This window comes from Streptomyces sp. NPDC047841, assembly GCF_040704085.1.
Taxonomy (GTDB): Bacteria; Actinomycetota; Actinomycetes; order Streptomycetales; family Streptomycetaceae; genus Streptomyces; species Streptomyces argyrophylli.
Window position 1 is genome coordinate 292552 of record NZ_JBEYRP010000007.1, and the last position, 26729, is coordinate 319280.

The window sequence follows — 26729 nt, forward strand, 5'->3', positions numbered from 1 at the left end:
CCTGTCACCGGTACTCCGAAAGTCTGCGTCCGATGCCGGCGACGGCGCCTGCCGCGCCCAGCACGGCGAGGACGGCGGCTCCCTCCGGCAGTCCGGTCATGGCGTCGCGCCCGTTCCCGGCCGCCCGCTGGAACTCGGCCCGCTCATGGGCGATGGCCCGGGCCAGACTGCGGTCGACGCCGTCGAAGCACTCGGCGGTCGCGCCCTTCGCGCCGATCACCTTGTCCAGCGCCTGCTGGTAGTTGCCGTTCTCGTCCTCGGCGCGGGCCGTGGCGTGGCGCTGCTTCCACACCGCCATGTCGGCCTCGGCCGCCTCGACCGGTGCGGTGCCCCCCTGGTCGTCGGCGAGCCGCGCCGCCTCGGTCAGCCCCTTGCCGAGCACGGCGATGTCCTGGTCGAAGTCGCGGTAGTAGGCGTCGTACGTCGTGCCGTCGACCGTGACGGTCTCGGCGCCGCGCGCCACCAGGCTCAGGTTCTCGTTGCCGCGCGCCTTCAGGGAGGCGATCCGGGCGTCGTGGAGCACGTTGAGCGAGCGGACGCCGTGCTCGTAGGAGTCGTCGAGTCCCGACCGGGCGACCATGTGGCCCACGACCAGCCACAGCAGGGCGACGGCCGTCGCGGCGCTGGTGGCGACCAGGCCGTGGTTGAGGACGCGGTGGGTGCGCCGGTACGTGCGGTGCTGGGCCCAGCCGAGCGCGGCCAGCGCGAGCAGCCCGAGCCCGATGGCGACCCACGGATACGGCGTGGCGTCCGCGTAGTCCGCGTCGAGCCGCCGGTTCTCCGTGGTGTAGAGGTCCTCCGCCGCCGGGAGCATCTCCTTCTGCATCTTCTCGTTGGCGTACCGCAGATAGGCGCCGCCGACCGGATAGCCCTGCCGGTTGTACGTCCGGGCCCGCTCGATGAGGCCCTTGTACTCGGGCAGCAGCCGGTTCAGCCCGGCGATGGTCTCCTCGGACGCGGAGCCCGGCTCGGCGTTGGCGGCGGCGGTGACGAGCCCGGCGGCGGCGCTGCGGATGTCCTTCTCGTACCGGTCCCTGGACTGCGCGTTCTCCTGCCCGCCCGCCAGGAACCCGCTGGAGGCCGCGGTGTTGGCGTCGGCCAGCGACCGGTAGATGCCGGCCGCGCCGTAACTGAGCGGCTGGCTGCGGTGCAGCACGTCGTCGGCGGCGGCTGAGCGGGTGCTGGTCTGCCAGGCGGTGGCCGCCCCGAACGCGACGACCAGCAGCGCCAGGACCGCACCGATGATCCGCAGCCGCCCCGGCTCGGTCGTCGCGGCGGCCCGCAGCCGCTCGGCGCCCTCGGCGAAGGCGGTCCGGCGCGCGGGCGGCACCCCCGGGCCGGCGGTCGCGGGGAGCCGGGGCGGCCCGGGCTGGGCGGGGATGGCGGGGACACCGGCCGCACCGGCGGACCCGGCGCGCGGTGGTGCGGCGCTGCTCTTCGGCGGGTGTGTCACTCGACCTCCCCCATGGTCATCCGTACGCCGCCCAGTATCACCGCCCGCACCGACATCGCGCACCGGCCTTCGCTGGATCTTGATCGGATCGCAGCCCGCCTGGGGGCGCGTACCGGCGTACGTACCACCCCCCGTGCTGGAACACGCGGGTGACGGGGGATCGGTTCCCTGTGCGGCGGGCCGGTGGGGGACGGCCTCACGGCTCGCGGTGCTCGTGTGCGGCCTGTTCCAGGGCCGCCGCCTCCGCCACCGCCAGCCGGGTCTCCGCCGCCACGTCGATCGAGCGGGTCAGCCACCAGTACAGCAGGGCGCTGACGGGGAGGCCGACGAAGAGGGAGATGTCGGCGCCGCCCAGCGCCCTCGCGGCGGGACCGGCGAACAGGGTGCCGACGGAGAAGAACGGGACCATCGCGGCGAAGCCGACGAGGTAGGCGATGATGCCGTGCCGGCCCCAGCGGCCGTAGATGCCGTGCGGGTTGAAGATCTCGGCGATGGCGTAGTGCCCGCGGCGCACCACGTAGTAGTCCATGAGGTTCACCGCGGTCCACGGGATGAACAGGTAGAGCACCAGGAGCAGGAAGTTCTCGAAGTTCGCCAGGAAGTCCGACGTCGCGGCCAGCGCGCCGGCCAGGGAGAGCGCCGCGGTGAGGCCGAGGGTGACCAGCCGTACGGCGAGCGTCGGCCGGACCCGTTTGAACGAGTCGATGGCGCTGATGAGGGTGAGGGACCCGCCGTACATGTTCAGCGCGGTCACCGAGACCAGGCCGAGGGCCGAGAACAGCAGCACGACGGCGCCGAACCCGGTGAACACCTTGTCGCCCGCGGCGTCGATCGCCGGGATCGTCTGGAAGGTCCCCGGGCCCGCCCAGGCCGCCAGCAGCGCCCCGAGCACCATCAGCCAGATGCCGCCCAGCGCGGAGCCGAAGTAGGTCCAGTAGAAGGTCTTGCGGACGGTGACGTCCGGGGGGAGGTAACGGGAGTAGTCGGAGACGTAGATGGCCCAGCTGATCTGGTAGCCCGCGACCACGCCGAACTGCGCGAGGAACGGCGTCCACCGGAAGCCGCCGAGGTCGAAGGAGCCCGCCGGGTAGTGCAGGGTGACCAGGACGCCCACGGTGAAGACCCCGAAGATGACGAGGAAGGCGTACGTCAGGATCCGCTCGGCCTTGTGGATGACGTCGTAGCCCACCAGCGCGATGACGAGCGCGACCACGGTCACCACGGCGACCCACGGCTTCACGCCGCCGTGCAGCGTGGCGTGCAGGGAGTCGGCGGCGAGGATGCTGTTGAAGACGTTGAACCCGGCGTACTGCACGTAGGCGAACAGCCACACCAGCAGCGCGCCGACGTAGCCGAACTGGGGCCGGGACTGGATCATCTGCGGCAGCCCGAGCTGGGGTCCCTGGGCGGAGTGGAAGGCCATGAAGAAGGTGCCGGTCACGGTGCCCGAGACGATGGCCAGCAGGGACCAGACGAGGTTGCCGCCCTGGGTGATGCCGACCAGCCCGACCGCCAGGGTGGCGATCTGCGCGTTGGACATGAACCACAGCGGGCCCAGGTGCCAGAGCTTGCCGTGCCGCTCGTCCAGCGGGACGTAGTCGATGGACCGGACCTCGAGACCGGACACCCGTGGCTCGGCTGATGCGCTCATGATGCCTCCCGAGGTCGGGTCCGCACCTCTGGTCACATTGTTGCCCCGCTCCGCCCCGGGGACGACTCAGGATCAGCCCGCCTCCCAGTGGCCCCGCGCCCGCTCCCGCGCCTCCGCGTCCGCCCCGAGCCGGTCCAGGCCCAGGAGGACAGCCCCGAGGACCGGGCTGGCCGTCACCACGCGGACGTCGGCCTTGGGGGCGCGGGCCGCCAGCAGGGTGCGGACGGTGTCGTCCAGCTGCGGGTGGCCGGCGGTGAGGACGCTGCCGCCGAGCAGCACCGGGGTCTCCTCGTCCAGCAGGTCCAGGCGGGTCAGGGCGACCGTGGCCATCACCGTGACCTCCTCCGCGAGCCGGGTGACGATCGCGCGGGCCACCGGGTCGCCGTCCGCCGCCGTGGCGAACAGCACCGGGGTCAGCTCGTGCCGGCGGTCGTGGTCCAGGTACTCCAGGTGCAGCGCCTCGATGAGGGCGTACATGGTCGGCAGGCCGAAGTGCGCGGGCAGGGTGCGGGCCAGCGAGGTCGGGCCGCCGCGCCCGTCCTCCGCGCGGGCCGCGTGCCACAGGGCCTCCTCCGCCAGGCCCCAGCCGCCGCCCCAGTCGCCGGAGATGCGGCCGATGGCCGGGAAGCGGGCGGTACGGCCGTCGGGCCGCATGCCCACGCAGTTGATGCCCGCGCCGCACACCACCGCCACCCCGCGCGGCTCGGCGACGCCCGCCCGCAGGATCGCGAAGGTGTCGTTGCGGACCTCCACCGACGCGCCCCACGCGCGCGCGTGCAGCGCGGCCGCCAACTGCTCCTCCTCGACCGGCAGATCGGCGTTGGCGAGGCAGGCCGCGACATGGCCGACGGAGGTGACCCCGGCGTCCGCGAACGCCCGGGCCACCGGTTCCGCCAGTGCGTCCAGCGCTGCGGTCACGCCCACGGCGGGCGGCCGGAAACCGCCGCCGCGCGCCGTGGCCAGCACCTCACCGGTGGCGGTGACCACGGCCACGTCGGTCTTGCTGTTGCCCGCGTCGATGGCGAGGACCGTCAGCGGGTCGGGTGCGGTCAGGCCCACGCGAGATGCTCCCGGTTGTGTGCGATCAGCTGGTCGGTGAGGGCGTCGGCGTACGCGTACTGGCCGATCAGGGGGTGGGCGAGCAGCGCGCGGAAGACGCGGTCCCGGCCACCGCGCAGGGCGGCCTCCAGGGCCAGGTCCTCGTAGGCCGTCACGTTCGCGATCAGCCCCGAGAAGAGCGGGTCCAGGCCGGGGACCGGGAGCGGGACCGGCCCGGCCGGGCCGACCGCCGCCTGCACCTCGATCACCGCGTCGTCCGGGAGGAAGGGCAGCGTTCCCCTGTTGAGCGTGTTCACCACCTGGTAGGGGCTGCCCCCGCCGCCCAGCAGGGCCGCCGCCAGGTCCACGGCCGCCTCCGAGTAGAAGGCGCCGCCGCGCTTGGCCAGCAGGGCCGGCTTCTCGTCCAGGGCCGGGTCGCCGTACATCGCCAGGAGCTCGCGCTCCATCGCCGCGACCTCGGCCGCCCGCGAGGGCTTCGTGCGCTGCTCCCGGACGACCTCGTCGTGCGCGTAGTAGTAGCGCAGGTAGTAGGAGGGGACGACACCGAGGCGGTCCAGCAGCGGGCGGGGCAGGCGGACGTCGTCGGCGAGGGCGTCGCCGTGCTCGGCCAGCAGCTTCGGCAGGACGTTCTCGCCCTCCGGTCCGCCCAGACGCACACCGGTTTCCCAGGTGAGGTGGTTCAGGCCCACATGGGCCAGGTGCACATCCGCCGGGGCCGTGCCCAGCAGCGCCGCGAACTTGCGCTGGAAGCCGATCGCCACGTTGCACAGGCCGACCGCCCGGTGCCCGGCCTGGAGCAGGGCGCGGGTGACGATGCCGACCGGGTTGGTGAAGTCGATGATCCACGCGCGCGGGTTGCTCCGGCGGACCCGTTCGGCGATGTCCAGGACCACCGGGACCGTGCGCAGGGCCTTCGCCAGGCCGCCCGCGCCGGTGGTCTCCTGGCCGACGCAGCCGCACTCCAGCGGCCAGGTCTCGTCCTGCTGCCGGGCCGCCTGGCCCCCGACGCGCAGCTGGAGCAGGACGGCGTCGGCGCCGTCGACCCCCGCGTCCAGGTCGGAGGTCGTGACGATCCGGCCGCCGTGGCCCTGCTTGGCGAAGATCCGCCGGGCCAGGCCGCCGACCAGTTCGAGCCGGTCCCCGGCCGGGTCGACCAGGACGAGTTCCTCGACGGGCAGGGTGTCCCTGAGGCGCGCGAAGCCGTCGATGAGTTCCGGTGTGTAGGTCGAGCCGCCGCCGACCACGGTGAGTTTCATAGCCAGTTCAACCCTTTACTCCGGTGAGGGTGACGCCCTCGACGAACGCCTTCTGGGCGAAGAAGAACACGAGGATCACGGGGGCCATGACCAGCACGGTGGCGGCCATGGTGAGGTTCCAGTCGGTGTGGTGGGCGCCCTTGAAGGACTCCAGGCCGTAGGACAGCGTCCAGGCGCCGGGGTTCTCGGACGCGTAGATCTGCGGCCCGAAGTAGTCGTTCCAGGCGTAGAAGAACTGGAAGAGGGCGACGGCGGCGATGCCCGGCCTCGCCATGGGCAGCACGACCCGCAGCAGGGCGCGCAGGTCGCCGCAGCCGTCCACCTTCGCCGCGTCCAGGTACTCGTTCGGGATCGTCATCAGGAACTGGCGCAGCAGGAAGATGGAGAACGCGTCCCCGAACGCCATCGGGACGATCAGCGGCCACAGCGTGCCCGACAGGTCCAGTTGTTTCGCCCAGAAGAGGTACATCGGGATGACGACCACCTGCGGGGGCAGCATCATCATCGAGATCACCAGCATGAGCGACAGGTTGCGGCCCCGGAAGCGGAACTTGGCGAGCGCGTACGCCACCGGGATCGAGGACACCACGGTGAGCACGGTGCCGAGACCGGCGTAGAGCAGCGTGTTCTTCCACCAGGTGAGGAAGCCGGGCGTGTCGAAGACCTTGCGGTAGTTGTCCCACTCCCAGGTGTGCGGGATCAGGTCCCGGCTGAGGGCCTGGCTGTCGCTCATCAGCGAGGTCAGGAACACGAACACGAACGGCAGCGTGAAGAACAGCGCGGCGGCGACGCCGAGCGAGTGGATGGCGATCCACTCCAGCACCGCCCGGCGCCGGGCGGTGCGCTCGGCTCCGGTGGCGAGCGGCGCCGGCTTCACCGGCTGGTCCAGTACCTGGGTCATGGTCAGTCACCTGCCTGGATCAGGCCGCCCCGGCGCCGCATCAGCAGCGCGGTGAACGCCATCGACAGGGCGAAGAGCACCAGCGCCACCACGCACGCCGAGCCGTAGTCGAAGCGCTGGAAGCCGAGGTTGTAGACGAGCTGGGGGAGGGTGAGCGTGGACTTGTCGGGGTAGCCGGGCTCGAACTGGGTGCCGGCGCCCTGGATCACCCCGGAGGCGACCTTCCCGGCGACCAGCGGCTGCGTGTAGTACTGCATGGTCTGGATCACGCCGGTGACGACGGCGAACATCACGATCGGGGAGATGTTCGGCAGGGTCACGTAGCGGAAGCGCTGCCAGGCCGAGGCGCCGTCCAGCTCCGCCGCCTCGTACTGCTCCGTCGGTACGTCGAGCAGCGCGGCCATGAAGATGACCATCAGGTCGCCGACGCCCCACAGGGCCAGCAGGGTCAGCGCCGGCTTGGACCACGTGGGGTCGTTGAACCAGCCCGGCGCCGGCAGCCCGGCCTTCTCCAGGAGCGAGTTCACCGGGCCGGTACCGGGGTTGAGCAGGAACGCGAAGGCCATGGTGGCCGCGACCGGCGGGGCGAGGTAGGGCAGGTAGAACAGGGTACGGAAGACGCCCGTGGCGGTCTTGATCTTGGTGATGAGCAGTCCGACGCCCAGCCCGAACAGCACCCGCAGGCTCACCATGACCACGACCAGCCAGAGCGTGTTGCGCAGCGCGGGCCAGAACAGCGGGTAGTGCTCGAAGACGTACGTCCAGTTCTTCCCGCCGCTCCACGTCGGCGGCCGGAAGCCGTCGTAGTGCATGAAGGAGAAGTAGACCGTGGAGACCAGCGGGTAGGCGAAGAAGACCGCGAAGCCGATGAGCCACGGCGACATGAAGGCGAGCGTGCGCAGGGCCGAGCGCCGGCGTCTCGACGCGAGGGTCACGGCGCTCATCACTGGGCCTGCGCGATGTCCGTGTCGATCTGCGCGGCCGCCTTCTTCAGCCCGGCCTTGAGATCGGTGGCCTTGCCGCTCTCGTAGTCGTAGCCGAACTGCTGGATCGTCACCAGGTACACACCGCCGTTGATCGAGGCGGGAGTCGTGGTGGAGTGCGGGTCGGCGGCGATGTCCAGGAAGGTCTTGAACCGCGGGTCGTACTTCAGCTTCGGCGACTTCAGCGCGGCCAGCGTGGAGGGCACGTTGTGGATGCCGTTGGCGAAGCCGACCACCGCGTCCGTGTCCGTGGTCATGTACTTCACCAGTTCCCAGGCCGCGTTCCGCTTGTGGCTGGTGGCGGCGATGCCCGCGATGGTGCCGGTGAAGTAGCCCTTGCCGTACTGACCGGCCTGGTCGTCCGGGACGGGCAGCGGGGCGACCCCGATCTCGAAGCCGGGCTTCGCCTCCTCGGCCATTCCGAGCCGCCATTCGCCGTCGAGCTGCATGGCGACCTGGCCGGTGTGGAAGGGGTGCTTGGGGCCCCACTCGTCGCCCAGCGTGGCGCGGAACCTCTCCAGCTTCTCGAATCCGCCGAGTTCGTCCACGAGCTTCTTCTGGAGCGTGAAGCCCTTCTCGAACGCGGGGTCCTTGGCGAGGTTCGACTTGCCGTTCTTGTCGAAGTACGTCGGCGAGAACTGGCCGAGGTAGTGCTCGGTGGTGGACTCCCAGCCGTGGTAGTTCGGCATGAACCCGAGCTGCTTGTACCCGTTACCCTGAGGAATCGTCAGTTTCTTGGCATCCGCCTCGAATTCGGACCAGGTCCGCGGCGGACGCGCGATGCCGGCCTTCTCGAACGCCGTCTTGTTGTAGTAGAGCCCGTACGCGTCACCGAGCAGCGGCACCGTGCAGCGGTCGCCGTCGAACTGGGTGTACTCGTTCATCGGCTTCGGGAACGTCTTCTCCGGGTCGATCCCGGACTTCTCGAAGAAGGGGTTGAGGTCGACCAGCGCACCCGAGGAACAGAACTTGCCCACGTTGTTGGTGGTGAACGACGAGATCACGTCCGGGGCCTTCTCGCCGCCGGCCCGCAGCGCCTGGTTGATCTTGTCGTCGGTCATGTTGCCGACGACGTTCACGTGGATGTTGGGGTGCGCGTGCTCGAAGCCGGCGACCAGCGACTTGACGGCCTTCACCTCGTTCGGCGCGCTCCAGGCGTGCCAGAAGTTGATCGTCGTGTCCTGCGAGGGATCGTCGGTGGCACCGGAGTCGGACTGGCCGGTACACGCGGCGGTGAGGAGCACGGCGGAGGCAGTCAGGGCAAAAGCCGCTTTTCGGGCAACTCCGGGTATGGCTGTGGGCATGGCGAGGTCTCCCAGGGGACGGGTCGGGAAAGAGGGGGCGCTCAGCGCGAGGTGTCGAAGACCTCGTCGCGGGTGGCGGCGAGCGCGGACTCCAGCGCGCCGCGCAGCACGGGGTGTTCGTGGACGTCGCCGACGACCAGCCGGGGCCGGGCCGCGGCCAGCTCCTCCAGCTCGGCCTGGACGAGGGCGCGCAGCACCTCGCCGCCGGCCGTCAGGGCGGAGCCGCTGAGGACGACGAGTTCGGGATCGAGGACGGAGACGAGCGAGGCGAGACCGGTGGCCAGCCGGGTGGCGTAGGTCCGGAGCAGTTCCCGGTGGGGGCCGCTCGCGTGGTCGGCGGCGCGGGCGACGAGCGTGGTGGCGGCTTCGGTGTACGGGCCCGCGGGCACGTCCTCGACACCGAGCTCGCGGGCCAGCTTCGGCAGCGCCTGGGAGCCGGCCAGCTCCTGGTAGCCGCCGCTGTTGGCCTTGGTGACCTGCCGGACCAGCGGGGTGCCCGGCACCGGGAGGAAGCCGACCTCGCCGGCGCCGCCGGTCCAGCCGCGGTGCAGCCGGCCGCCGAGGACCAGGGCGGCGCCGAGGCCCTCCTGGTTCCACAGCAGCACGAAGTCCGCGTGGCCGCGGGCCGCGCCGAGCCGCTGTTCGGCGATGGCGACGAGGTTGACGTCGTTCTCGTACTCGACCGGCATCGGCAGGGCCGCCGCGAGGTCTTCGAGCAGCGCGGGGGAGTGCCAGCCCGGCAGGTGGGAGGCGTAGCGCAGCCGCCCGGTGTTGGGGTCGAAGGCGCCGGGCGTGCCGATGACCAGCCGGTGCACGTCGGGCCGGGCGAGCCCGGCGGCCTTGACGGCGCCGTCGAGGGCGTCGGTGACCTGCCGGACGACGGGGTGCGCCGGGCGCCGGCCGGGGGTGGGCAGCTCGTACTCGCCGACCGTGCGGCCGGTGATGTCGGCGACGGCGGCCCGGATGCGGTGCGGGGTGACGTCGAGCCCGGCGGCGTACGCGGCCGTGGGGTTGATCGCGTAGAGCTGGGCGTTGGGGCCCGGCCGGCCCTCGCTGGTGCCGGTGACGCGCACCAGTCCGGCCGCTTCCAGACGGGCCAGCAGCTGGGAGGCGGTGGGCTTGGACAGGCCGGTGAGCTTGCCGATCCGGGTGCGCGACAGCGGCCCGTGCTCCAGCAGCAGGTCCAGGGCGGCACGGTCGTTCATGGCGCGCAGGACGCGCGGGGTGCCCGGCGTACCGGCGGTTCCTGCCATGGGGGTCGACACCTGCCTTTCCAGCCGCCCAGCTTCTCAGTGACCTGGGCATGACGTCCAGTCATGATCAACGACCGCCCGGGAGATCACTGTTAGGAAACTTTCCTATTGGGGTGGGAGGAACGTAAGCCGAGGACGAAGGGGGCGTCAATAGACAACGCCCCCGAGGCAACAGAGTCGTTACCTCGGGGGCGCTGCGGTACGGGGAGTGCCCGGGGCTACTTCACGGTCACGTGGTCACCGGCGGACGTCTTCGCGTCCGTGGTGGACGTGCCGGCGAAGACGAAGCGGTAGGTGCCGCTCCGGCCCGCCTTCACCGTGGTGGACAGGGCGCCGCCGGTGCCGGAGGTGAGCGTCCTGACATTGGCGTACGCGCCGCCGTCCGCCTTGAACTGCAGGACGGCCTTCTGGCCCTTGTACCCGGTGTACGTGCCGGTCGCCCAGGTGGCGCGGGTCAGCTTGCCCTTGACGGTCAGCGTCCGGCCCTTGGCGACGGGTTCCGGGGCGGCGTCCACGGTCAGCCGGGAGGCGCGCTTGACCTGCGTCGACGCGAGGTTGCCCCACATGGTGACGTCGTTCTCGCTGTGCAGGTAGTCGTCCGAGGCGCTGCCGTCGCTGTGCGCGTAGACGCCGGCGGCCTTCCAGGTGCCGGCGTCGGCGGCCTCGTACAGCTCCTGGTCCGGAACGGCGACGATCGTCTCGGCGCAGCTCTCGGTGACGGTCGTCTCCGTCGTGGCCTTGGTGGTGCAGACGGGCGCCTCGCGCGGGCCCAGCTCGTTGTCGGGCGACTTGAGCGTGCCGCGGTACAGCAGCACGGCCTGCACCGTCTTCTCCTGGTCGATGACCAGGCCCTTCGGCCGGGTCAGGGTGTACGACACCGGCACGTTCACCGCCTTGGTGGCGCCGACCACGATCGGCTTGCCCTTGTTCACGGTCACACCGGCGAAGGTCAGGTCCGGCGTGCCGGCCGCCGACGCGGCGGGCGCGGCCAGGCCGGCCAGGGCCAGGGCACCGGACAGGGCGGTGCCGATGGCGAGCTTTCGCATGTTTCCCCACATTCGAGACGGGCCCCCGGGCGGCGTCGCGCTCCAGAACAAGGGCCCGTTGTGAGGCGACCCTAGAGGATCACCGGATGGGGAGGGAACGCGGGGTTCCTGTGAAGACGATCTGTGTTCGGATGGGGTCCAAGGCTGCGTCACGAGTGCGTCACGGACATGGTCTTCGCTGGTCACCGGCCCTACATTCGGGCGAAGGACGAACCGACGAACGGACGGACGCGGGGCACGGGGGACGGGGGACGGCGGGGATGGTCGACCGGAGGCTGCTCGGGAGGCTGTGGCTGCTCACCCTGTCCGGGTACGTGCCCTTGCTGATCACGGTGGGCCTGAGCGACTTCCTGGGCGAGGGACTGTCCCGGTCGTTCGCCGAGGACCTCGTCCTCGTCCCGCTCGTCTGGGCCGCCCTCGGCCTGCTCGCCGCCCTCCACGTGTACGCCGCCCTGGTCCGCCGGGCACGCGGCACCGGCATCCCGGTCACCGTGGACGCCCTGCGGGCCACACAGGAGCGGGCGTTCCCGGCGGGGCAGGCGGAGCGGCTGCGAGCGGCGATCGCCGCGTCCGAGCGGGCGTACGACGTGACGGGCGAGGCGGGGGCGTGGGACTTCCGGTGGCGCCCGTTCCGCGGCCGGCACGCGGTCACCGGCTCCCTGACGGTGGACCGGTCGTCGGGCGCGGCCCGGGTCCTGCTGCGCGCGGACCGGGGACTGACGGGCATGCCGGGGCAGCGCATGGCGAGCGCGTTCGTGGCGCTGTGCCAGGTGGCGAGAGCGGGGGAGACCGAGTGAGGAGCGGCCCAGCGGCGATGGGGCTGGCGGTGCTGCTGCTGGGAGCGGTGGCGTGTACGGCACAGCAGCCGCGGCACGTCCGGGTGGCGCCCCCGCCGGGACGCTCCGCATCGGCGTCCTGCGGCTCCGGCGCGTTCCGCTGGGGCGCGGTACGGCGGGAGACGCGGCTCACCGGTGTGTCCCCGGTGGTGACGCTCGGCGAGGACGACGGCTGGACCACGTTCCGGAACGTGCCCGTCCGCACGATCGTCGCGTCGGTCGTTACGAACGGCGCGGAGGTGTCCGAGCGGCGGGCGACGGCCTCGCTCGCGCGGCACCTGGGTTACGACGCGGGCGACCTGACGGCCCCCGGGGAGAGCACCGCCCACCATCCCCGGCACCACGACCGGATCGACTTCGACGGCGCCGGCCGCTTCGTCACCGCGGAGGCCGTGCAGGTGGTGGACGCGAGCTTCGCGGTGAGCTGCCCCGACGGCACGCACTACGGCAGCGTCACGACCTGGCTCACCGGCACCCAGGGCGCGTCCCTGGCCTGCGGCACCGACCCCGGCGGCGAGGCGTGGGTCCGCGAGGCGTACCGGCTGGCCTGCGGCCCGCTCAGCCCTCGATGAAGGGGGCGGTGTCCAGGGTGGGGTAGGGCGCCGGGAGCGGAAGCGGTTCGCCGAGGTCGGCCTCGGTGTCGGTGGCGTAGTACGCCTCGGTGGGGTCGTCGCCGGGGAGGACGGGGTCCGTGTAGCAGTGGGCCGTTGTGGAATGGCGGTCGATGAGGACGTAGACGGGGACGCCGGCGGCGGCGTAGGTACGGAACTTGGGGCCTGTGTCGGTCTCGTGGTTCGTGGAGGTGACTTCGCCGACCAGGGCGAGCATGTCGATGGGGTACCAGCCGGGATGCGTGGCGAAGTGCGCCTCGTCCGTGCTCGTCGGCTCGCGACGCATGGCGTAGAAGTCGGGGATGATCAACGCCGTCGTGCCGTGGGCCGGGTCGGCGGACCTGAAGCCGTTGCCGATACCGACGTGAGGGACCGCTGCCGAGCGAAGCCGGAAGCACAGCGACAGAGCCGTGTCGCTGTGCCCGTCCCCGGGCGGCGCCAGCGGTACGCACGCCCGGCCTTCGATGAACTCGGGGCGTACGGGCACGGGGGAGACCGCCTCGTACGCCGCCAGGAGCTGGACGGGGTCCATACGGGCCATGAGGTCCGGCTCCCCGGTGCGGTCGGTGTTCATGGCCGGAACGATGGGGCACCCCGCGCGCCCCCCGCGCCGGAATGCCCCGTCCGTTCACTCGAACGCGTGTGCCGAACCGTTCCGCTACTTCCCTGAGGGCGCCGACCGCTGCGGGACTATCGGGGTGGCCGCCGCCGACTGCGGGGATTCCGCGTCGGAGTACACCACCGGGGCCGCGACCGCGGCCGTCGGGTCGGGGGCGTCCTGCTGGTCCTCGACGGCCGTCGCACCGCCGACGATGCGGATGCTCGCCGCGTCGAACGCCCGCTTGATCCGCCAGCGCAGCTCCCGCTCCACCGTCACCGACTTGCCCGGCATCGTCCTGGCCGACACCCGGACCACCATGTGGTCGATCAGCACCGAGTCGAGACCGAGCACCTCGATCGGGCTCCACAGCAGCTCGTTCCAGGGCTCTTCCTTGCCCATCTTCTCGGCGACCTCGTCCAGCGTGGCCTTCACCCGGTCCAGGTCCTCGCTCGCCCGCACGGTCACGTCGACCCCGGCCGTCGCCCAGCCCTGGGACAGGTTGCCGATCCGCTTGACCTCGCCGTTGCGGACGTACCAGATCTCCCCGTTGTCGCCGCGCAGCTTGGTCACGCGCAGCCCGACCTCGATCACCTCGCCGGTCGCCACCCCCGCGTCGATCACGTCCCCGACGCCGTACTGGTCCTCCAGGATCATGAACACGCCGGACAGGAAGTCAGTGACCAGGTTGCGCGCGCCGAAACCGATCGCCACGCCCGCGACACCGGCCGACGCCAGCAGCGGCGCCAGGTTGATCTTGAAGGTGCCCAGCACCATCAGCGCGGCCGTGCCGAGGATCAGGAAGCTCGCCACCGACCGCAGCACCGAACCGATCGCCGCGGCCCGCTGCCGCCGCCGCTCGGCGTTCACCAGCAGCCCGCCCAGCGCACTGCCGTCCACGGCCTGCACGGTGCGGTTCATCCGCTCGATCAGCTTGGTGATCGCCCGCCGCACCACCGCCCGCAGCGCCACCGCTATGACCAGGATCAGCAGGATCTGCAGGCCCATCGCGAGCCATGTCGACCAGTTCTGCTCGACCCAGCTCGCCGCGTTCGTCGCGCTCTCCTGGGCGTCCTGGAGCGTCGGCACGACCGGGGCCGTCGATCCCGACGGCGACGGCGAAGGAGACGGCGATGCGCCGGCGGCCAGGACGGCGGCGGGCAGGGACGACACGGCAGGTACCTCCCAGGTGCTGCGCGGTCCGTACCGGCGGGCGGTCAAGGTCACGAAAAGGTCACCGGACGGACAGGACCACCACACTAACGGGGCATTCTGTATGCCTCGTGCCGATCCGCACAGGAGGCGGGCGGGAGAGACGCGGCTCACGCGGGCTTGAACAGGCCATGATCCGGGGGATGAATCAGGATGTGGTCGAAAACACTCCCAGCCCGTTACCGGGACATGGTGGCGCGTCCACCAGGCATGAGGAGAGACTGACTGCAGATCGTCCCGGCGCGAGCCACGCGCCGCCGACGCCCAAGGAGGCACCCGTGCCGCATGTCCTGGTCCTCAACGCGTCGTACGAGCCGCTCGGCGTCGTACCGCTCCGCCGCGCGCTCGTCCTCGTCCTGGAGAACAAGGCGGTCTCCCTCGAGGAATCCGGCGCCTATATGCACAGCGCGACCGTCACCCTCCCCGCACCCAGCGTGGTCCGGCTCAAGCGATTCGTCCGGGTCCCCTACCGGGGGCCCGTTCCCCTGACCCGCCGTGCGCTGTTCGCGCGCGACGGGGGCCGGTGCATGTACTGCGGTGGCGTCGCAACCAGCGTCGACCACGTCATCCCGCGCAGTCGCGGGGGCAAGCACGTCTGGGACAACGTGGTGGCGTCCTGCCGCCGCTGCAACCACGTCAAGGCCGACCGCCACCTCGTGGAACTGGGCTGGCGGCTGCGCCACAAACCGGCTCCGCCCACGGGGCTGGCCTGGCGGATCATCGGCACGGGACACCGCGACCCGCGCTGGTTGCCGTACTTGCAGCCGTACGGCGCGGACGACGCCCTGGCCCGGATCGACGGCATCTCCGCCTAGATCCGGGCCGGTTTGTTCGCACGCCTGCGAGAACGCCTGCGAGAAGGGGGCGCGTCGGCCGGTCCGCGCCTAGCCGCCGCCCCCCTCCGGGCGGGCGCCGCGCGCCGCGTACAGGGCAGCGCCCAGCGCGAACGCGGCCAGGGCCACCGCCCAGGCTCCCGGCTGCGCGCCCGGCTGCATCGGCCAGGCCCACACCGTGGCCGCGCGGCCACGGGCGGCGGACGAGCCCAGGTACACGGCCGTCACGTAGGCGAACGCGGGCAGCCAGCTCAGGCGTGCGCCCAGCAGGACGGCCGCCGTCGCGGTGACGCCCGTGCAGCCCAGGGTGTTGCGGACGACAGCGGGCGGGCCGAAGGTGTCCGCGTGGCCGAGCACGGCCGGGACGACCAGCAGCGCCGCCAGTGCGGTCAGGGCCGTCAGCTGGCCCAGCCGCCGCGGCCACCAGCGGCGCACCGCCGTGCGGTCCAGCTCGTCCGAGGCGCTGTACAGGCTCGCCCCGATCGCCGCCGACGCCAGCAGCGGCGCCAGCGCGACGATCGGCACCCGGCGGTCGGGATCGAGGTAGGCGTCCAGCCGGCCGGCCGCCCAGAGGGCGAAGGCGGCGGTGCCGACGAGCGTGGCCAGCGTGGCGGGGAGCGCACGGGAACGGGCGTACAGGAGGGGTCCGGTCACAGGGCCGGCACCCCCTTGGCAGCACAGTCGGTGCGGGCCGCGAAGTAGGCCGACAGCCACTCCCGGCGGGTCCGCTCGTCCATGCCGGCCAGCCTCGCCCGGGCGGCGCGGCGCTCGCGCAGGTCGGCGCGCCGGACCGCGTCGCCCCGGGCGTCGTCCTCGTCGATCGCCTTCTGTACCGCGGTCGGCGCGAGGTAGTGCTCCACCGCGTCGTCCGCCCTGAGCGCCCCCCGGGCCGTCCGGGGCCGCCCGGGACAGTCGTAGCCCTCCAGCGCGGCGACGGCCTCCCACGCGAACTGCTCCGGATCGGTCAGCCGCCCCCGTACGGCCGACCAGCCCAGCGGGGTGATGTACGGCAGCCGGGCCTCGTCGGCGCGCGGGGCGCCGGCATGGTCCGCCCACCGCACCGGCAGGTTCCGCACGCCGTGCAGCTTGCCCGTGACGCCCGACAGCGCGTCGCTGACCTGCGGGAGCATCCCGGCGTACCGGGCGTTGACGCACACCGCCGGTGTGGTGGAGGTGTCGCACACCTGACGGCGGGCGATGGGGTCGGCGTGCCACAGGCCGCTTCCGGTCTGCGCGAGCAGCGTGCCCGCGGCCAGCGCGGCGGCCAGCGGCAGCACGGACGTCACCCGGCGCCGGGCCGCGTACGCCAGCGCCGCGGCGACCGCCAGCCCGCCCGTCCACACCGCCATGGCCCACGGCTGCCACCACACGGGCAGCGCGCCGCCCAGGGGGCCGACGGTGGGACTCAGAACCCGGCCGGGGACCGAGTCGTCGACCGTCACCATCCCGAGGCCCACGTAGCCGGCCATCGCGAGCAGCGGCGCCGCGAGCCGTGTCGGCACCGCCCGGCCCACCACGTGCCCGGTCAGCGCGCCCGCCGCCATGGCGACCGTGTCTCCGGGCAGCAGCGCCAGACGGGGACGGTCGCCCTGGGCGTAGGGCCAGGTGGCGAGGTGGGCCAGGGCCACGGCCAGCAGGTAGCCGGCGGCCACCCAGACCGTCACGGGCAGCGCCGCGGCCAGCAGACGGGCCAGCGGCGGCCGTACGGTCGTCCCCCACAGCTCCTCGGTACGGCGCCGGCGCTCCCGGCCGCCCTGCCAGCAGCCCGCCGCCGCGGCCAGCGGAAGGGTGATCAGCATCGCCGAGTGCACCTGGCCGGCGGTCTCCGACCACCCGCCCTGCCACTGGTCCGCCTTCGCCCACAGCGTCACGCCGAGCGTCAGCAGTACGGCGGCCCCGGCCCACGGGGCGAAACCCCGCACCCACTCGGCGCGCAGCGGATGCGGCGCACGCGGCGCCGCCTCCGGCTCGGTGACGTGGTCGGTGACGAGGGTCATCGCACCGCCTCCCGCGCACCCGGCGCGCGGTGCGCCCGCAGGGCCGCCGTGTACCCGCGCTCGATCGGATGGTCGCCCGGCCCGTCCGACATCTCGCCGAGCCGGGTCAGCGACTCGGGCGTGCCCCGGTACGCGATCCGGCCCGCGTCCAGCAGGGTGACCTCGGTGCAGGCGGCGGCCACGTCCTCCACCAGGTGGGTGGAGACCACCACCGTCGCCGAGGCGCCCAGCGTGCGCAGCAGCTCGCGGAACTCCACCCGCTGCTCCGGGTCCAGACCGGCGGTCGGCTCGTCCAGCAGCAGCACGGCGGGGTCGTTGACGATGGCCTGCGCGATGCCGACCCGGCGGACCATGCCGCCGGACAGCGTCCGGACCTTGGCGTCGACACGGTCGGCGAGGCCGACCCGGGCCACCGCCCGCTCCACGGCCGCCGGCACGTCCGCCGCCGGCATCTCCTTCAGCCAGGCCACGTACGCCACGAACTCCCGCACGGTGAAACCCGGGTAGTAGCCGAACTCCTGCGGCAGATAGCCCAGCCGGCGCCGCACCCCGGCCAGCCCGCGGTGACCGGCGGTGTCCTGCCCGAGCAGCTCCACCCGGCCGGCGTCCGGCCGCGCCACCGTGGCGAGCACCCGGATCAGCGAGGTCTTCCCGGCCCCGTTCGGCCCCAGCAGCCCGTGCACCCCGGTGCCGAGCGCCAGGTCGAGCGAATCGAGGGCGAGCGTCTTGCGGTGCCGGACCCGCAGGCCGGTCACACGTATCGAAGGCAACGTCTCTCCAGGGGAGGGCGGGGACCCGTTTGCGGGTCCGGGGGTTCGGCCGGCGCGCGTGGGCGCGGCACCGGAATCGCGAGGGGTGGCCGCGCGGGCCACGGTCGTCAGGGGGCTAGGGAGTGGTGGGTGTTCGCGGGTGGTGGCCCGGGTGGCGGGTGAGGTGCTCGGCCGGGCCGCGGGGTCGCCGCGCCGCCCGGCGTGCCGGCCGCGCAGCGCACAGCCGGCCGCCGCCCGCGCGGGGCCGTGACCACCGGTGGTCACGGGTGTGGTCGCAGGTGACCGTGGCGGCAGCCCCCGGCCGGTCCGGCCGGCGCGGTGAGCGTGGCCGCGGTGCGGGGCTCGCCGGGGGAAGCGGTCAGGGTGCCGTCACGGGCGCAGCGGGCGGTCGTACGCCGGACGCCGCGCCGTCAGCAGGGTCGCGCTCAGGACGGCCGCCGCCGCCCACGCGCCCTGCGCGGCGACGCCGTCCAGGCAGCGGGAGAGCTGTTCGGCCAGCCGCGGGGCCGCCGCATCGCCCGGCGCGACGGCCACCGGCGCCAGGACGGCGCACAGCCAGCCGCCGCCCGTCACCCCGGCCGCCGCCCGGCACCCGACGAAGGAGGCCAGGGCCAGCGAGGCCAGCGCCAGCGCCAGCCCGGGCAGCAGCCAGGCCGCCGCGGCCGGGGCGCCGGACGCGGGCAGCAGCAGCCCGGTGAGCGTCAGCAGCGGCAGACTCACCGCGAGCACGGCGACCGTACGGATGAGCGCGAGCCGCAGCCCGCCGCCCGGTGCGGCCGCGGTGACCTCGTGCAGGGGGTCCGCGTGCGGACCGTAGGACAGGGTGACCCCGGCGACGGGCACCACCGGAGCGATGGCCAGCAGCAGCGCGCGCGCCCCCGGGAACCCGGCCCCGTACGACAGGGCCGGTGCGGCCGCGGCCACGCCCAGCACGGCCGGCAGCCAGGCCCCGCGCACGGCGGGCCCGGCGGCCCACAGCAGCCGGGCCGTCCGCGACACCACGGGCCGCCCGCCGACCGCGCCCGCCGGCGGCCGCACCGGTACGGCCGCCCCCGGCGCGGGGGTCCGCACCGCCGGGCCGGGCTCCGGTTCCGCCGCGACGGCCGCCCCCGGCGCCGCAGTCACCGCCGCCCCGCCGGGGATCGTCCCGGCCGCTCCCGGCGCCGACTCCAGCACCGCCGTCCGCACCGCCGCCAGTACCGTCCCCGCCGCCGTGCCGCCGACCGCGGCCGACACCCGGGACGCGCACCTCGTGCAGTCCTCCACGTGCTTCTCCAGGGACCAGGCGTCCGGGTCCGGCAGCGTGCCCTTGGCGTAGCGGGTCACCTGGTCGTCGGGGACGTGCCACGGGCGGCTGTCGTGGTGGGTCATGCCGTGCCTCCCAACGGGGACGGGTTCAGCTGGGCCAGTGCCTCGCGCAGTTCCACGCGGGCGCGGCGGGCCCGGGACTTGACGGTGCCCTCCGGGATGCCGAGGAGCCGGGCCGCCTCACGGGTGCTCAGCCCGTCGACGACCGTCGCCCGCAGCACCTCCCGCAGCTCGGGGGAGATCCGGTCCAGCGCGGTGCCCACGTCGCCGTACTCCAGACCCGCCAGCACCCGGTCCTCGGCGGACGGCGCGGCGGCGGACCCGCACCGCCCGGGGGACTCCGGCTCCGGCAGCGGTCCCGCGACCCGCGCGGCCCGCTCCTGGGCCCGCCGCGCGTCGACCAGCCGGCGCGCGGCGATCGTCCACAGCCAGCCGCCCGCCTCCTGCCCGCGGTGCCCGGCCGCCGACCGCCACACCGTGACGAACGTGTCCTGGAGCACTTCCCGCACCAGCTCGGGGTCGGCGCACCGGCGGGCCAGCCGCGCGTGCAGCCACCCGGCGTGCCGGTCGTACAGGGCGGCCATCGCCGCGGCGTCCCCCCGCGCGACGGCCCGCAACAGGGCCGCGTCCCCGCCGCTCCCGTCGCCCTTCTCCCGCTGGCCCCCCATGGGGCGGAACAGTCTCACACCCCCTCTATCGATCACCGGACCGGTGCCGGATCACCCCGGCGCCGGTCTTTTGCCGCGCGTGGCCGCGGGCTCACGGGGTAGGCCTGCCGTGACCCGTCCGAGCCGCACCATCCGCGCACCCCCTAGGAGGCCCCCGTGGCCGCACCGGCCCGACTCACGATCCCGGCCCAGCTCAAACCCGTGGCGGAGCCGTCCGCCGAGACCGGTACGACGTCGCTGTGCGCGTTCAGCGCGGAGAGCGCCTGCGCGCAGGCACCGCTGACCAGCGAGCCGCCGCTGCCCGACGCCGAGCCCCTGACCAGTGAGCCCCCGCTCGCCGAGGGCGCCCCGCTGACCAGCGAGTCCGACCCGGTCCCGGACTCCTTCGCGCCGGGGCTGTAGATGGCCGCGGCGCCTGACGAGCACCCCACCGAGGACCTCGCCCGGCTCGCCGAGCTGCACGGGGTCGCCACCTCCTACCGCCCCGCCCCGGACCGTACCGTCCAGGTCTCCGCCACCGCCGTGACCGCCGCCCTCGCCGCCCTCGGCGTCGACGCGGCCGGCCCGGACGCCGTGCGCGCCTCCCTCACCGCCCGGGAACGCGAGCTGCGCGAGCGCCTGCTGCCGCCGACGGTGGTCCAGTGGGCCGGTGAGGAACCGCCCGCCGCCCTCACCGCGCTGCCCCCCGGCACCCGGCTGCGCGTCGCAACCGAGGACGGTCCGGAACAGGACGGCGCCGACGACCTTCCGCCGGGTGTCCACCGGCTGACCGCCACCGCGCCCGACGGGCGGACCGGTGAGGCGTGTCTCGTCGTCGCCCCGGACCGGCTGCCCGCCCCGCCCGGCCGCTCCTACGGCCTCCTCGTCCAGCTCTACTCCCTGCTCTCCCACCGCTCCTGGGGCATGGGCGACCTCGCCGACCTCGCCGAGCTGGCCGGCTGGGCCGGACGCACCGCCGGTGCCGGGTTCGTCCAGGTCAACCCGCTGCACGCGGCCGTACCCGGCGCCCCCACCGACCCCTCCCCGTACCGCCCCTCCTCCCGCCGCTTCCCCGACCCCGTCCACCTGCGCGTCGAGGACGTCCCCGAATACGCGTACGCCGAGGACCGCGAGCGGCTCGCCGGGCTGCTGGAGCGGGCCGGGCGGCTGCGCGCCGCCGTCCTGGAGAAGGGCGCCCTCATCGACCGGGACGCGGTGTGGGAGCTGAAGCGGGAGGCGCTGGAGCTGGTCGCCCGGGTGCCCCTCGGGCCCGGCCGCCAGGCCGCCTACGACGCCTTCCGCGCCACCCACGGCCGGGCCCTGGACGACCACGCCACCTGGTACGCCCTCGCCGAGGTCCACGGCTCCGACTGGCACCACTGGCCGGACGGGCTGCGCGACCCCCGCTCGGCCGACACCGCCCGGGCCCGGCGGGAGCTCGCCGACCGGGTGGAGTTCCACACCCGCCTCGCCTGGCTCACCGACGGCCAGCTGCGCGCCGCCCAGCGCGCCGCCCGCGAGGCCGGCATGCCGGTCGGGATCGTGCACGACCTCGCCGTCGGCGTGCACCCGGCGGGCGCCGACGCCTGGGCCCAGCAGGACGTGTTCGCCGCCGGGATGTCCGTCGGCGCCCCGCCGGACGCCTTCAACGCCCGCGGCCAGGACTGGGGCCTGCCGCCCTGGCGCCCCGACCGGCTCGCCGCGACCGGCCACGCCCCCTACCGCGACCTCCTGCGCGCCCTGTTCCGCTACGCCGGCGCGCTGCGCATCGACCACGTCATGGGCCTGTTCCGGCTCTGGTGGGTCCCCCAGGGCAGCCCGCCCACCGAGGGCACCTACGTCCGCTACGACGCCGAGGCCATGCTCGCGGTCCTGGCCCTGGAGGCGACCCGCGCGGGCGCCGTCGTGATCGGCGAGGACCTCGGCACCGTCGAACCCGGCGTGCGCGAGACGCTACAGCGGCGCGGGGTGCTCGGCACCTCCGTGCTCTGGTTCGAACGGGACTGGGAGGGCGACGGCCACCCGCTGCCGCCCGACCGCTGGCGCGCCGACTGCCTGGCCACCGCCACCACCCACGACCTGCCGCCCACGGCCGCCCGGCTCACCGGCGACCACGTCGAGCTGCGCGACCGCCTCGGCCTGCTGACCCGTTCGGCCGCCGAGGAACGCGCGGAGGCCGCCGCCGACACCGCGGAGTGGCTCGCCCTGCTCGGCAGCCTCGGTCTGCTGGACAGCCCGGCGGCCGGACCGCCCGGCTCCGACGAGGAGGAGGAGATCCGCGCCGTCCACCGCTTCCTGCTGCGCACCCCCGCCCGGCTGGTCGGCGTCTGGCTCCCCGACGGCGTCGGCGACCGCCGCCCGCAGAACCTGCCGGGCACCTGGGACCAGTACCCGAACTGGCGGCTGCCGGTCGCCGGCGCCGACGGCCGCCCGGTACCGCTGGAGGAACTGGTGGCCTCGCCCCGGCTCAGGGCCCTGCTGGAGGTGCTGCGCCGACCGCCCGCGCCCCCGTACGGGCACCCCGGCCGCGCGGCCCCGACGGCGGTTCGCTAACGTGATTCCGTGGACAAGAAGAACGCCCTGCGCGCCGGCGCCCTGGCCGCCGGTACGACGCTGATGATGCTGCTCATGTCGTCCCCCGCGCTCGCGCTGACCCGCGACGACGGTGACGACCCCGGCAAGGGCCTGAGCGTCATCGAGACGCTGGGCCTCTACGTGTTCGCCCCGGTGGTGCTGTTCCTGGTCATCGCCGGCCTGGTGATGGCCCTCGACAAGTCCCGGGCCAAGAAGGACACCACCTCGTCCAACATCAACGTCCAGTCCGACGCCCGGGCCAAGGCCTGAGCGACCGTCGGTCCGTTCGCCGGGGGCGCCGGTCCTCCCGTCGGTACGCGCGCACGCCGTACCCGGGTGGGACCGGCGCCCTCGGCGTTTCTCCCGCCTGGTCGGTCAGGGCATGAACACCGGCCCGGCAGGGAGCGAGGCGGCGCCGGCCCGGCACCTCGGCTCCGCCGCTCCCGCCCGCCGCGCGCCGGGTGACGTGCGGTGAGCGACGCGCGGTGACGGCTGTGGCGGCTACTCGGCCGTCGCGTCCAGCAGCTTCCGTAGCAGGCCCGCCAGTTGTTCGGCCTCCTCGGCGTCCAGGGCGGACAGCGCGGTGCTCTCCTGCGCCAGTCCGGCGTCCACCGCCTCGTCGATCAGCCGCAGCCCCTCCTCGGTGAGGCTCACCCGCAGGCCGCGCCGGTCGTGCGGGTCGGGGGAGCGGCGCAGCAGTCCGGCCCGCTCCAGCTTGTCGAGCCGGCCGGTCATCCCGCCGGTGGTGAGCATGAGCGCGGCCGACAGCTCGCTGGGCGAGAGGGTGTACGGCTCGCCGGCCCGGCGCAGGGTGGCCAGGACGTCGAACTCGCCGCGGGAGAGGCCGTAGGGCTTGTACGTCCTCTCCATCCGGTCGCCCATCACGCGCGAGAGCCGGGAGATCCGGCCGAAGACCTCCATGGCCCGGGTGTCCAGGCCGGGCCGCACCCGCGCCCACTGCTCGATGATCGCGTCGACGGTGTCCGCGGGCTGTGGCTGCATGCGCAGAGTATCGACCGCGTCGCGCTCGCCCGCAAGAAAGCTAAGTAGCTTGCGGCTAAGCTAATCAGGAGGGAGTCTGTGCGCCTACGCGCCGGACGCGGCGGGGGCCGGGCGGTCACAATCCGTCGCTGTCCGAGATGCTGACTGACCGGAGGCCGGTTAGCGTGAAGTAAAAGGGCCGCGATCAGGGGTGTGTCCGCCGCAGGCGGCGAGAGCCCCGTACGACCGGGACCGGCAGCCGTCGTGGCCAGGTCTGCTGCTCGTCCCCGCGGCAACACCTACGACCGCGCCGTGCCCCGTTCGCACGCGGCCGCGGCCATCGCCCCCGGACCGGAAACCCCGCGAGGGCGTGGAAGGAAGGTAGCCCATGACAGCACGTAGCGTGAGGCGTCTTTTCGCGGTATCCGCCGCCGGCGTCCTCCTGGCGGGTGGTGCCGCGATCGGTACGGCGGGCACGGCCTCGGCCGCCACCTCGCACCAGGTCACGACCAACGGAGGCTGCTTCAACCGCGGCTTCGGGTTCAGCAACTGCTACGGCGGCTACAACAACGGCTTCCGCAGCGGCTTCTACGGCTATGGCAACGGCTTCTACGGCTACGGACCCGGCTTCTACGGGTCGGGCTTCGCCCCCGGCTACGGCAGCGGCAGCACCGTGGTGGTCGTCGTCAACTGACAGCCGATCACGGTCCGGGACCGCTGAACCGCACCACGGTCCCGGCCCGCTGAACCCACCCGATGCCGGACGGGCCGAGCCCGCCCGGCATCGGCATGCGCGGAAGGACCACCGACGCCCAGGGGCGCCCGGTCTCGCGCCGGGCGCCCCTGCCGTGTCGGCTGCTACTCGGCGGAGCCCGCCGTGTCCGCCGCCTGGGCCTTCAGGGCCCGTTCGACGCCCGCGCGCGATTCCGAGACGAGGCGGCGCAGGGCCGCGGTCGGCTCGGCCGAGGCCAGCCAGGCGTCCGTCTTGGCCAGGGTCTCCTCGGAGACCTGGACCGACGGGTACAGGCCGATCGCGATCTGCTGGGCGATCTCGTGCGAACGGGAGTCCCAGATGCCCTTGACGACCTCGAAGTACCGGTCCGTGTACGGCGCGAGCAGCTCCCGCTGGTCGGTCTGCACGAAGCCGCCGATCACGGCCTCCTGCACGGCGTTCGGCAGCTTGTCGGAGTCGATGACCGAGGACCAGGCCTCCGCCTTCGCCTCCGCCGTCGGGCGGGCCGCCCGGGCCGTGGCCGCGTGCCGCTCACCGGCCGCCGTCTTGTCCCGCTCGTACTCGCCCGCGATCTCCGCCTCGTCGTACCGGCCGACCGCCGCGAGCCGCTGGACGAACGCCCAGCGCAGCTCGGTGTCGACGGCCAGGCCCTCGACGGTCTGCGTGCCGTCGAGCAGGGCCTCCAGCAGGTCGAGCTGCTCCGGGGTGCGCGCGGTCGCCGCGAAGGCACGCGCCCAGGCCAGCTGGTGGTCGCTGCCCGGCTCCGCCGCGCGCAGGTGCGCCAGCGTGGCGTCGGTCCAGCGGGTCAGCAGGGCCTCGCGGGTGGCCGGGGCGGCGTACAGGTCGATGGCCAGCTTGACCTGGCGGTGCAGGGACTGCACCACGCCGATGTCGGACTCCTTGCCGATGCCCGACAGCACCAGGGACAGGTAGTCGCGGGTGGCCAGCTCGGCGTCCCGCGTCATGTCCCAGGCCGACGCCCAGCACAGGGCGCGCGGCAGGGACGCCTCGAAGTCGCCGAGGTGCTCGGTGACGGCCTTCAGGGACTCCTCGTCCAGGCGGACCTTCGCGTACGACAGGTCGTCGTCGTTGAGCAGGATCACCGTCGGGCGGCGGGTGCCCGTCAGCTGCGGTACGGCGGTCAGCTCGCCGTCCACGTCCAGCTCGATCCGCTCGGTGCGCACCAGCTTGCCGGCGTCGGACAGGCCGTAGAGGCCGATCGCGATGCGGTGCGGGCGCAGCGTCGGCTCGCCCTTGGCGCCGGCCGGCAGCGCCGGGGCCTCCTGGCGGACGGCGAACGACGTGATCACGCCCTCGGCGTCGGTCTCCACCTCCGGGCGGAGGATGTTGATCCCGGCCGTCTCCAGCCACTTCTTCGACCAGGTCTTCAGATCGCGGCCGGAGGTCTTCTCCAGGGCGCCGAGCAGGTCGGACAGGCGCGTGTTGCCGAACGCGTGCGCCTTGAAGTACGCCTGCACGCCCTTGAAGAACTCGTCCTCGCCGACGTAGGCGACGAGCTGCTTCAGCACGGAGGCGCCCTTGGCGTACGTGATGCCGTCGAAGTTGACGAGGACGTCGTCCAGGTCGCGGATGTCCGCCATGATCGGGTGCGTGGACGGCAGCTGGTCCTGCCGGTACGCCCAGGTCTTCATCGAGTTCGCGAACGTGGTCCACGAGTGCGGCCAGCGCGAGCCGGGGGCCGCGGCCTGGCAGGCGATGGAGGTGTAGGTGGCGAACGACTCGTTCAGCCACAGGTCGTTCCACCACTCCATGGTGACCAGGTCGCCGAACCACATGTGGGCCAGCTCGTGCAGGATGGTCTCCGCGCGGACCTCGTACGCCGCGTCGGTCACCTTGGAACGGAAGACGTACTGGTCGCGGATGGTGACCGCGCCCGCGTTCTCCATGGCGCCGGCGTTGAACTCGGGCACGAAGAGCTGGTCGTACTTCTCGAACGGGTACGCGTAGTCGAACTTCTCCTGGAACCAGTCGAAGCCCTGCCGCGTGACCTCGAAGATCGCGTCGGAGTCCAGGAACTCGGCGAGCGAGGGCCGGCAGTAGATGCCGAGCGGCACGGACTGCCCGTCCTTCTCGTACACGCTGTGCACGGAGTGGTACGGGCCCACGATCAGCGCGGTGATGTACGTCGAGATCCGCGGGGTCGGCGCGAAGACCCAGACGTTGTCCTTCGGCTCCGGGGTCGGCGAGTTGGAAATGACCGTCCAGCCCTCGGGCGCCCTCACGGTGAACTGGAAGGTGGCCTTCAGGTCCGGCTGCTCGAAGGACGCGAAGACGCGGCGGGCGTCCGGGACCTCGAACTGGGTGTACAGGTAGGCCTGGTCGTCGACCGGGTCGACGAACCTGTGCAGGCCCTCGCCGGTGTTGGTGTAGGCGCAGTCCGCGACGATCCGCAGGACGTTGCGCCCCTCCAGCAGCCCGGGCAGTGCGATCCGCGAGTCCTTGAAGAGCGCGGAGGCGTCCAGGTGGTCACCGTTGAGGACCACCTCGTGGACGGCCGGGGCCACCAGGTCGATGAAGGACTCGGCACCGCCGCGGGCGACGTCGAAGCGCACCGTGGTCACGGACCGGTAGGTGCCGCCCTCCTGCGCGCCGGAGAGGTCGAGATCGATCTCGTACGAGTCAACGGTGAGCAGCTCGGCCCGCTGCTGCGCCTCTTCGCGAGTCAGGTTTGTGCCAGGCACGCGGTCATCTCCTCGTTATGT

At 73.4% G+C, this 26729-nt stretch carries 25 protein-coding genes; 7 read left to right on the plus strand and 18 right to left on the minus strand.

Annotation, left to right across the window (positions count from 1 at the left end; translation table 11 throughout):
- Nucleotides 1-4: 4 nt before the first annotated feature.
- The 9 genes from AB0947_RS13760 to AB0947_RS13800 form a co-directional block, all read right to left on the minus strand.
- Nucleotides 5-1330 carry a hypothetical protein gene (locus tag AB0947_RS13760; RefSeq protein ID WP_366750611.1) on the minus strand — a complete coding sequence of 442 codons (1326 nt, stop codon included), beginning with the start codon at nucleotides 1328-1330 and terminating at the stop codon, nucleotides 5-7.
- 319 nt (nucleotides 1331-1649) lie between these two features.
- Nucleotides 1650-3104, minus strand: coding sequence for a cytosine permease (locus AB0947_RS13765; protein WP_366750537.1), 1455 nt, complete (start codon nucleotides 3102-3104; stop codon nucleotides 1650-1652).
- Between the two features lie 72 nt (nucleotides 3105-3176).
- Nucleotides 3177-4163, minus strand: coding sequence for a BadF/BadG/BcrA/BcrD ATPase family protein (locus tag AB0947_RS13770; protein ID WP_366750538.1), 987 nt, complete (start codon nucleotides 4161-4163; stop codon nucleotides 3177-3179).
- Nucleotides 4154-5419: a 6-phospho-beta-glucosidase gene (locus AB0947_RS13775; RefSeq protein WP_366750539.1), complete on the minus strand. Its 1266-nt coding sequence runs from the start codon at nucleotides 5417-5419 to the stop codon at nucleotides 4154-4156. The genes AB0947_RS13770 and AB0947_RS13775 overlap by 10 nt, the downstream gene beginning before the upstream one ends.
- A 7-nt stretch (nucleotides 5420-5426) precedes the next feature.
- Complete coding sequence (locus AB0947_RS13780) at nucleotides 5427-6320, minus strand: carbohydrate ABC transporter permease (protein WP_366750540.1); 894 nt, start codon at nucleotides 6318-6320, stop codon at nucleotides 5427-5429.
- A 2-nt stretch (nucleotides 6321-6322) separates the two neighbouring features.
- Nucleotides 6323-7264, minus strand: a complete 942-nt coding sequence (locus AB0947_RS13785) for a sugar ABC transporter permease (protein ID WP_366750541.1) — start codon at nucleotides 7262-7264, stop codon at nucleotides 6323-6325.
- Entirely contained in the window at nucleotides 7264-8607 is a 1344-nt protein-coding gene (locus tag AB0947_RS13790) for an ABC transporter substrate-binding protein (RefSeq protein WP_366750542.1), read from the minus strand. Before AB0947_RS13790 ends, AB0947_RS13785 begins: the two co-directional genes overlap by 1 nt.
- Nucleotides 8608-8648: 41 nt before the next feature.
- Nucleotides 8649-9860, minus strand: coding sequence for an ROK family transcriptional regulator (locus AB0947_RS13795; RefSeq protein ID WP_366750543.1), 1212 nt, complete (start codon nucleotides 9858-9860; stop codon nucleotides 8649-8651).
- Nucleotides 9861-10078: 218 nt separating this feature from the next.
- The gene (locus AB0947_RS13800) at nucleotides 10079-10906 is read right to left on the minus strand and encodes a hypothetical protein (RefSeq protein WP_366750544.1); all 828 of its coding nucleotides are present in this window, start codon (nucleotides 10904-10906) and stop codon (nucleotides 10079-10081) included.
- A 260-nt stretch (nucleotides 10907-11166) separates the two neighbouring features.
- Between AB0947_RS13800 and AB0947_RS13805 the strand changes: the two genes are divergently transcribed.
- The gene (locus AB0947_RS13805; RefSeq protein ID WP_366750545.1) at nucleotides 11167-11703 is read left to right on the plus strand and encodes a hypothetical protein; all 537 of its coding nucleotides are present in this window, start codon (nucleotides 11167-11169) and stop codon (nucleotides 11701-11703) included.
- Nucleotides 11700-12314, plus strand: a complete 615-nt coding sequence (locus tag AB0947_RS13810; RefSeq protein WP_366750546.1) for a hypothetical protein — start codon at nucleotides 11700-11702, stop codon at nucleotides 12312-12314. Before AB0947_RS13805 ends, AB0947_RS13810 begins: the two co-directional genes overlap by 4 nt.
- Here AB0947_RS13810 and AB0947_RS13815 read toward each other — a convergent pair.
- Both AB0947_RS13815 and AB0947_RS13820 read right to left on the minus strand, forming a co-directional pair.
- Complete coding sequence (locus AB0947_RS13815) at nucleotides 12301-12927, minus strand: Uma2 family endonuclease (RefSeq protein WP_366750547.1); 627 nt, start codon at nucleotides 12925-12927, stop codon at nucleotides 12301-12303. The genes AB0947_RS13810 and AB0947_RS13815 overlap by 14 nt on opposite strands.
- Nucleotides 12928-13011: 84 nt before the next feature.
- Nucleotides 13012-14124, minus strand: coding sequence for a mechanosensitive ion channel family protein (locus AB0947_RS13820; RefSeq protein ID WP_366750548.1), 1113 nt, complete (start codon nucleotides 14122-14124; stop codon nucleotides 13012-13014).
- A gap of 317 nt (nucleotides 14125-14441) precedes the next feature.
- Between AB0947_RS13820 and AB0947_RS13825 the strand changes: the two genes are divergently transcribed.
- Nucleotides 14442-14978 (plus strand): HNH endonuclease, encoded by a 537-nt coding sequence (locus AB0947_RS13825; RefSeq protein WP_014672759.1) that lies wholly within the window; start codon nucleotides 14442-14444, stop codon nucleotides 14976-14978.
- Between the two features lie 69 nt (nucleotides 14979-15047).
- Here the strand turns inward: AB0947_RS13825 and AB0947_RS13830 are convergent, their stop codons facing one another.
- From AB0947_RS13830 to AB0947_RS13850, 5 genes are all read right to left on the minus strand, one after another.
- Nucleotides 15048-15650: a hypothetical protein gene (locus AB0947_RS13830; protein WP_366750549.1), complete on the minus strand. Its 603-nt coding sequence runs from the start codon at nucleotides 15648-15650 to the stop codon at nucleotides 15048-15050.
- A complete protein-coding gene (locus AB0947_RS13835; protein WP_366750550.1) occupies nucleotides 15647-16993 on the minus strand; it encodes a hypothetical protein in 1347 nt (448 codons plus the stop codon). The genes AB0947_RS13830 and AB0947_RS13835 overlap by 4 nt, the downstream gene beginning before the upstream one ends.
- Entirely contained in the window at nucleotides 16990-17748 is a 759-nt protein-coding gene (locus AB0947_RS13840) for an ABC transporter ATP-binding protein (protein ID WP_366750612.1), read from the minus strand. Before AB0947_RS13840 ends, AB0947_RS13835 begins: the two co-directional genes overlap by 4 nt.
- Before the next feature lie 384 nt (nucleotides 17749-18132).
- Entirely contained in the window at nucleotides 18133-19134 is a 1002-nt protein-coding gene (locus AB0947_RS13845; protein WP_366750551.1) for a zf-HC2 domain-containing protein, read from the minus strand.
- On the minus strand, nucleotides 19131-19739 hold the full coding sequence (locus tag AB0947_RS13850; RefSeq protein ID WP_366750613.1) for an RNA polymerase sigma factor: 609 nt from the start codon (nucleotides 19737-19739) through the stop codon (nucleotides 19131-19133). Before AB0947_RS13850 ends, AB0947_RS13845 begins: the two co-directional genes overlap by 4 nt.
- Before the next feature lie 156 nt (nucleotides 19740-19895).
- Between AB0947_RS13850 and AB0947_RS13855 the strand changes: the two genes are divergently transcribed.
- From AB0947_RS13855 to AB0947_RS13865, 3 genes are read left to right on the plus strand one after another with little or no spacing between them, the layout of a single operon-like run.
- Nucleotides 19896-20141: a hypothetical protein gene (locus AB0947_RS13855; RefSeq protein WP_366750552.1), complete on the plus strand. Its 246-nt coding sequence runs from the start codon at nucleotides 19896-19898 to the stop codon at nucleotides 20139-20141.
- Complete coding sequence (gene malQ / locus AB0947_RS13860; RefSeq protein WP_366750553.1) at nucleotides 20142-22271, plus strand: 4-alpha-glucanotransferase; 2130 nt, start codon at nucleotides 20142-20144, stop codon at nucleotides 22269-22271.
- A gap of 9 nt (nucleotides 22272-22280) precedes the next feature.
- Nucleotides 22281-22562: a hypothetical protein gene (locus AB0947_RS13865; RefSeq protein WP_171156272.1), complete on the plus strand. Its 282-nt coding sequence runs from the start codon at nucleotides 22281-22283 to the stop codon at nucleotides 22560-22562.
- A gap of 231 nt (nucleotides 22563-22793) precedes the next feature.
- Here AB0947_RS13865 and AB0947_RS13870 read toward each other — a convergent pair whose 3' ends face one another.
- Entirely contained in the window at nucleotides 22794-23294 is a 501-nt protein-coding gene (locus AB0947_RS13870; protein ID WP_366750554.1) for a MarR family transcriptional regulator, read from the minus strand.
- Nucleotides 23295-23661: 367 nt separating this feature from the next.
- Between AB0947_RS13870 and AB0947_RS13875 the strand changes: the two genes are divergently transcribed.
- Nucleotides 23662-23967, plus strand: a complete 306-nt coding sequence (locus AB0947_RS13875) for a hypothetical protein (protein ID WP_366750555.1) — start codon at nucleotides 23662-23664, stop codon at nucleotides 23965-23967.
- A 164-nt stretch (nucleotides 23968-24131) separates the two neighbouring features.
- Here AB0947_RS13875 and pepN read toward each other — a convergent pair whose 3' ends face one another.
- Nucleotides 24132-26708, minus strand: a complete 2577-nt coding sequence (gene pepN, locus AB0947_RS13880) for an aminopeptidase N (RefSeq protein WP_366750556.1) — start codon at nucleotides 26706-26708, stop codon at nucleotides 24132-24134.
- Nucleotides 26709-26729: the final 21 nt, after the last annotated feature.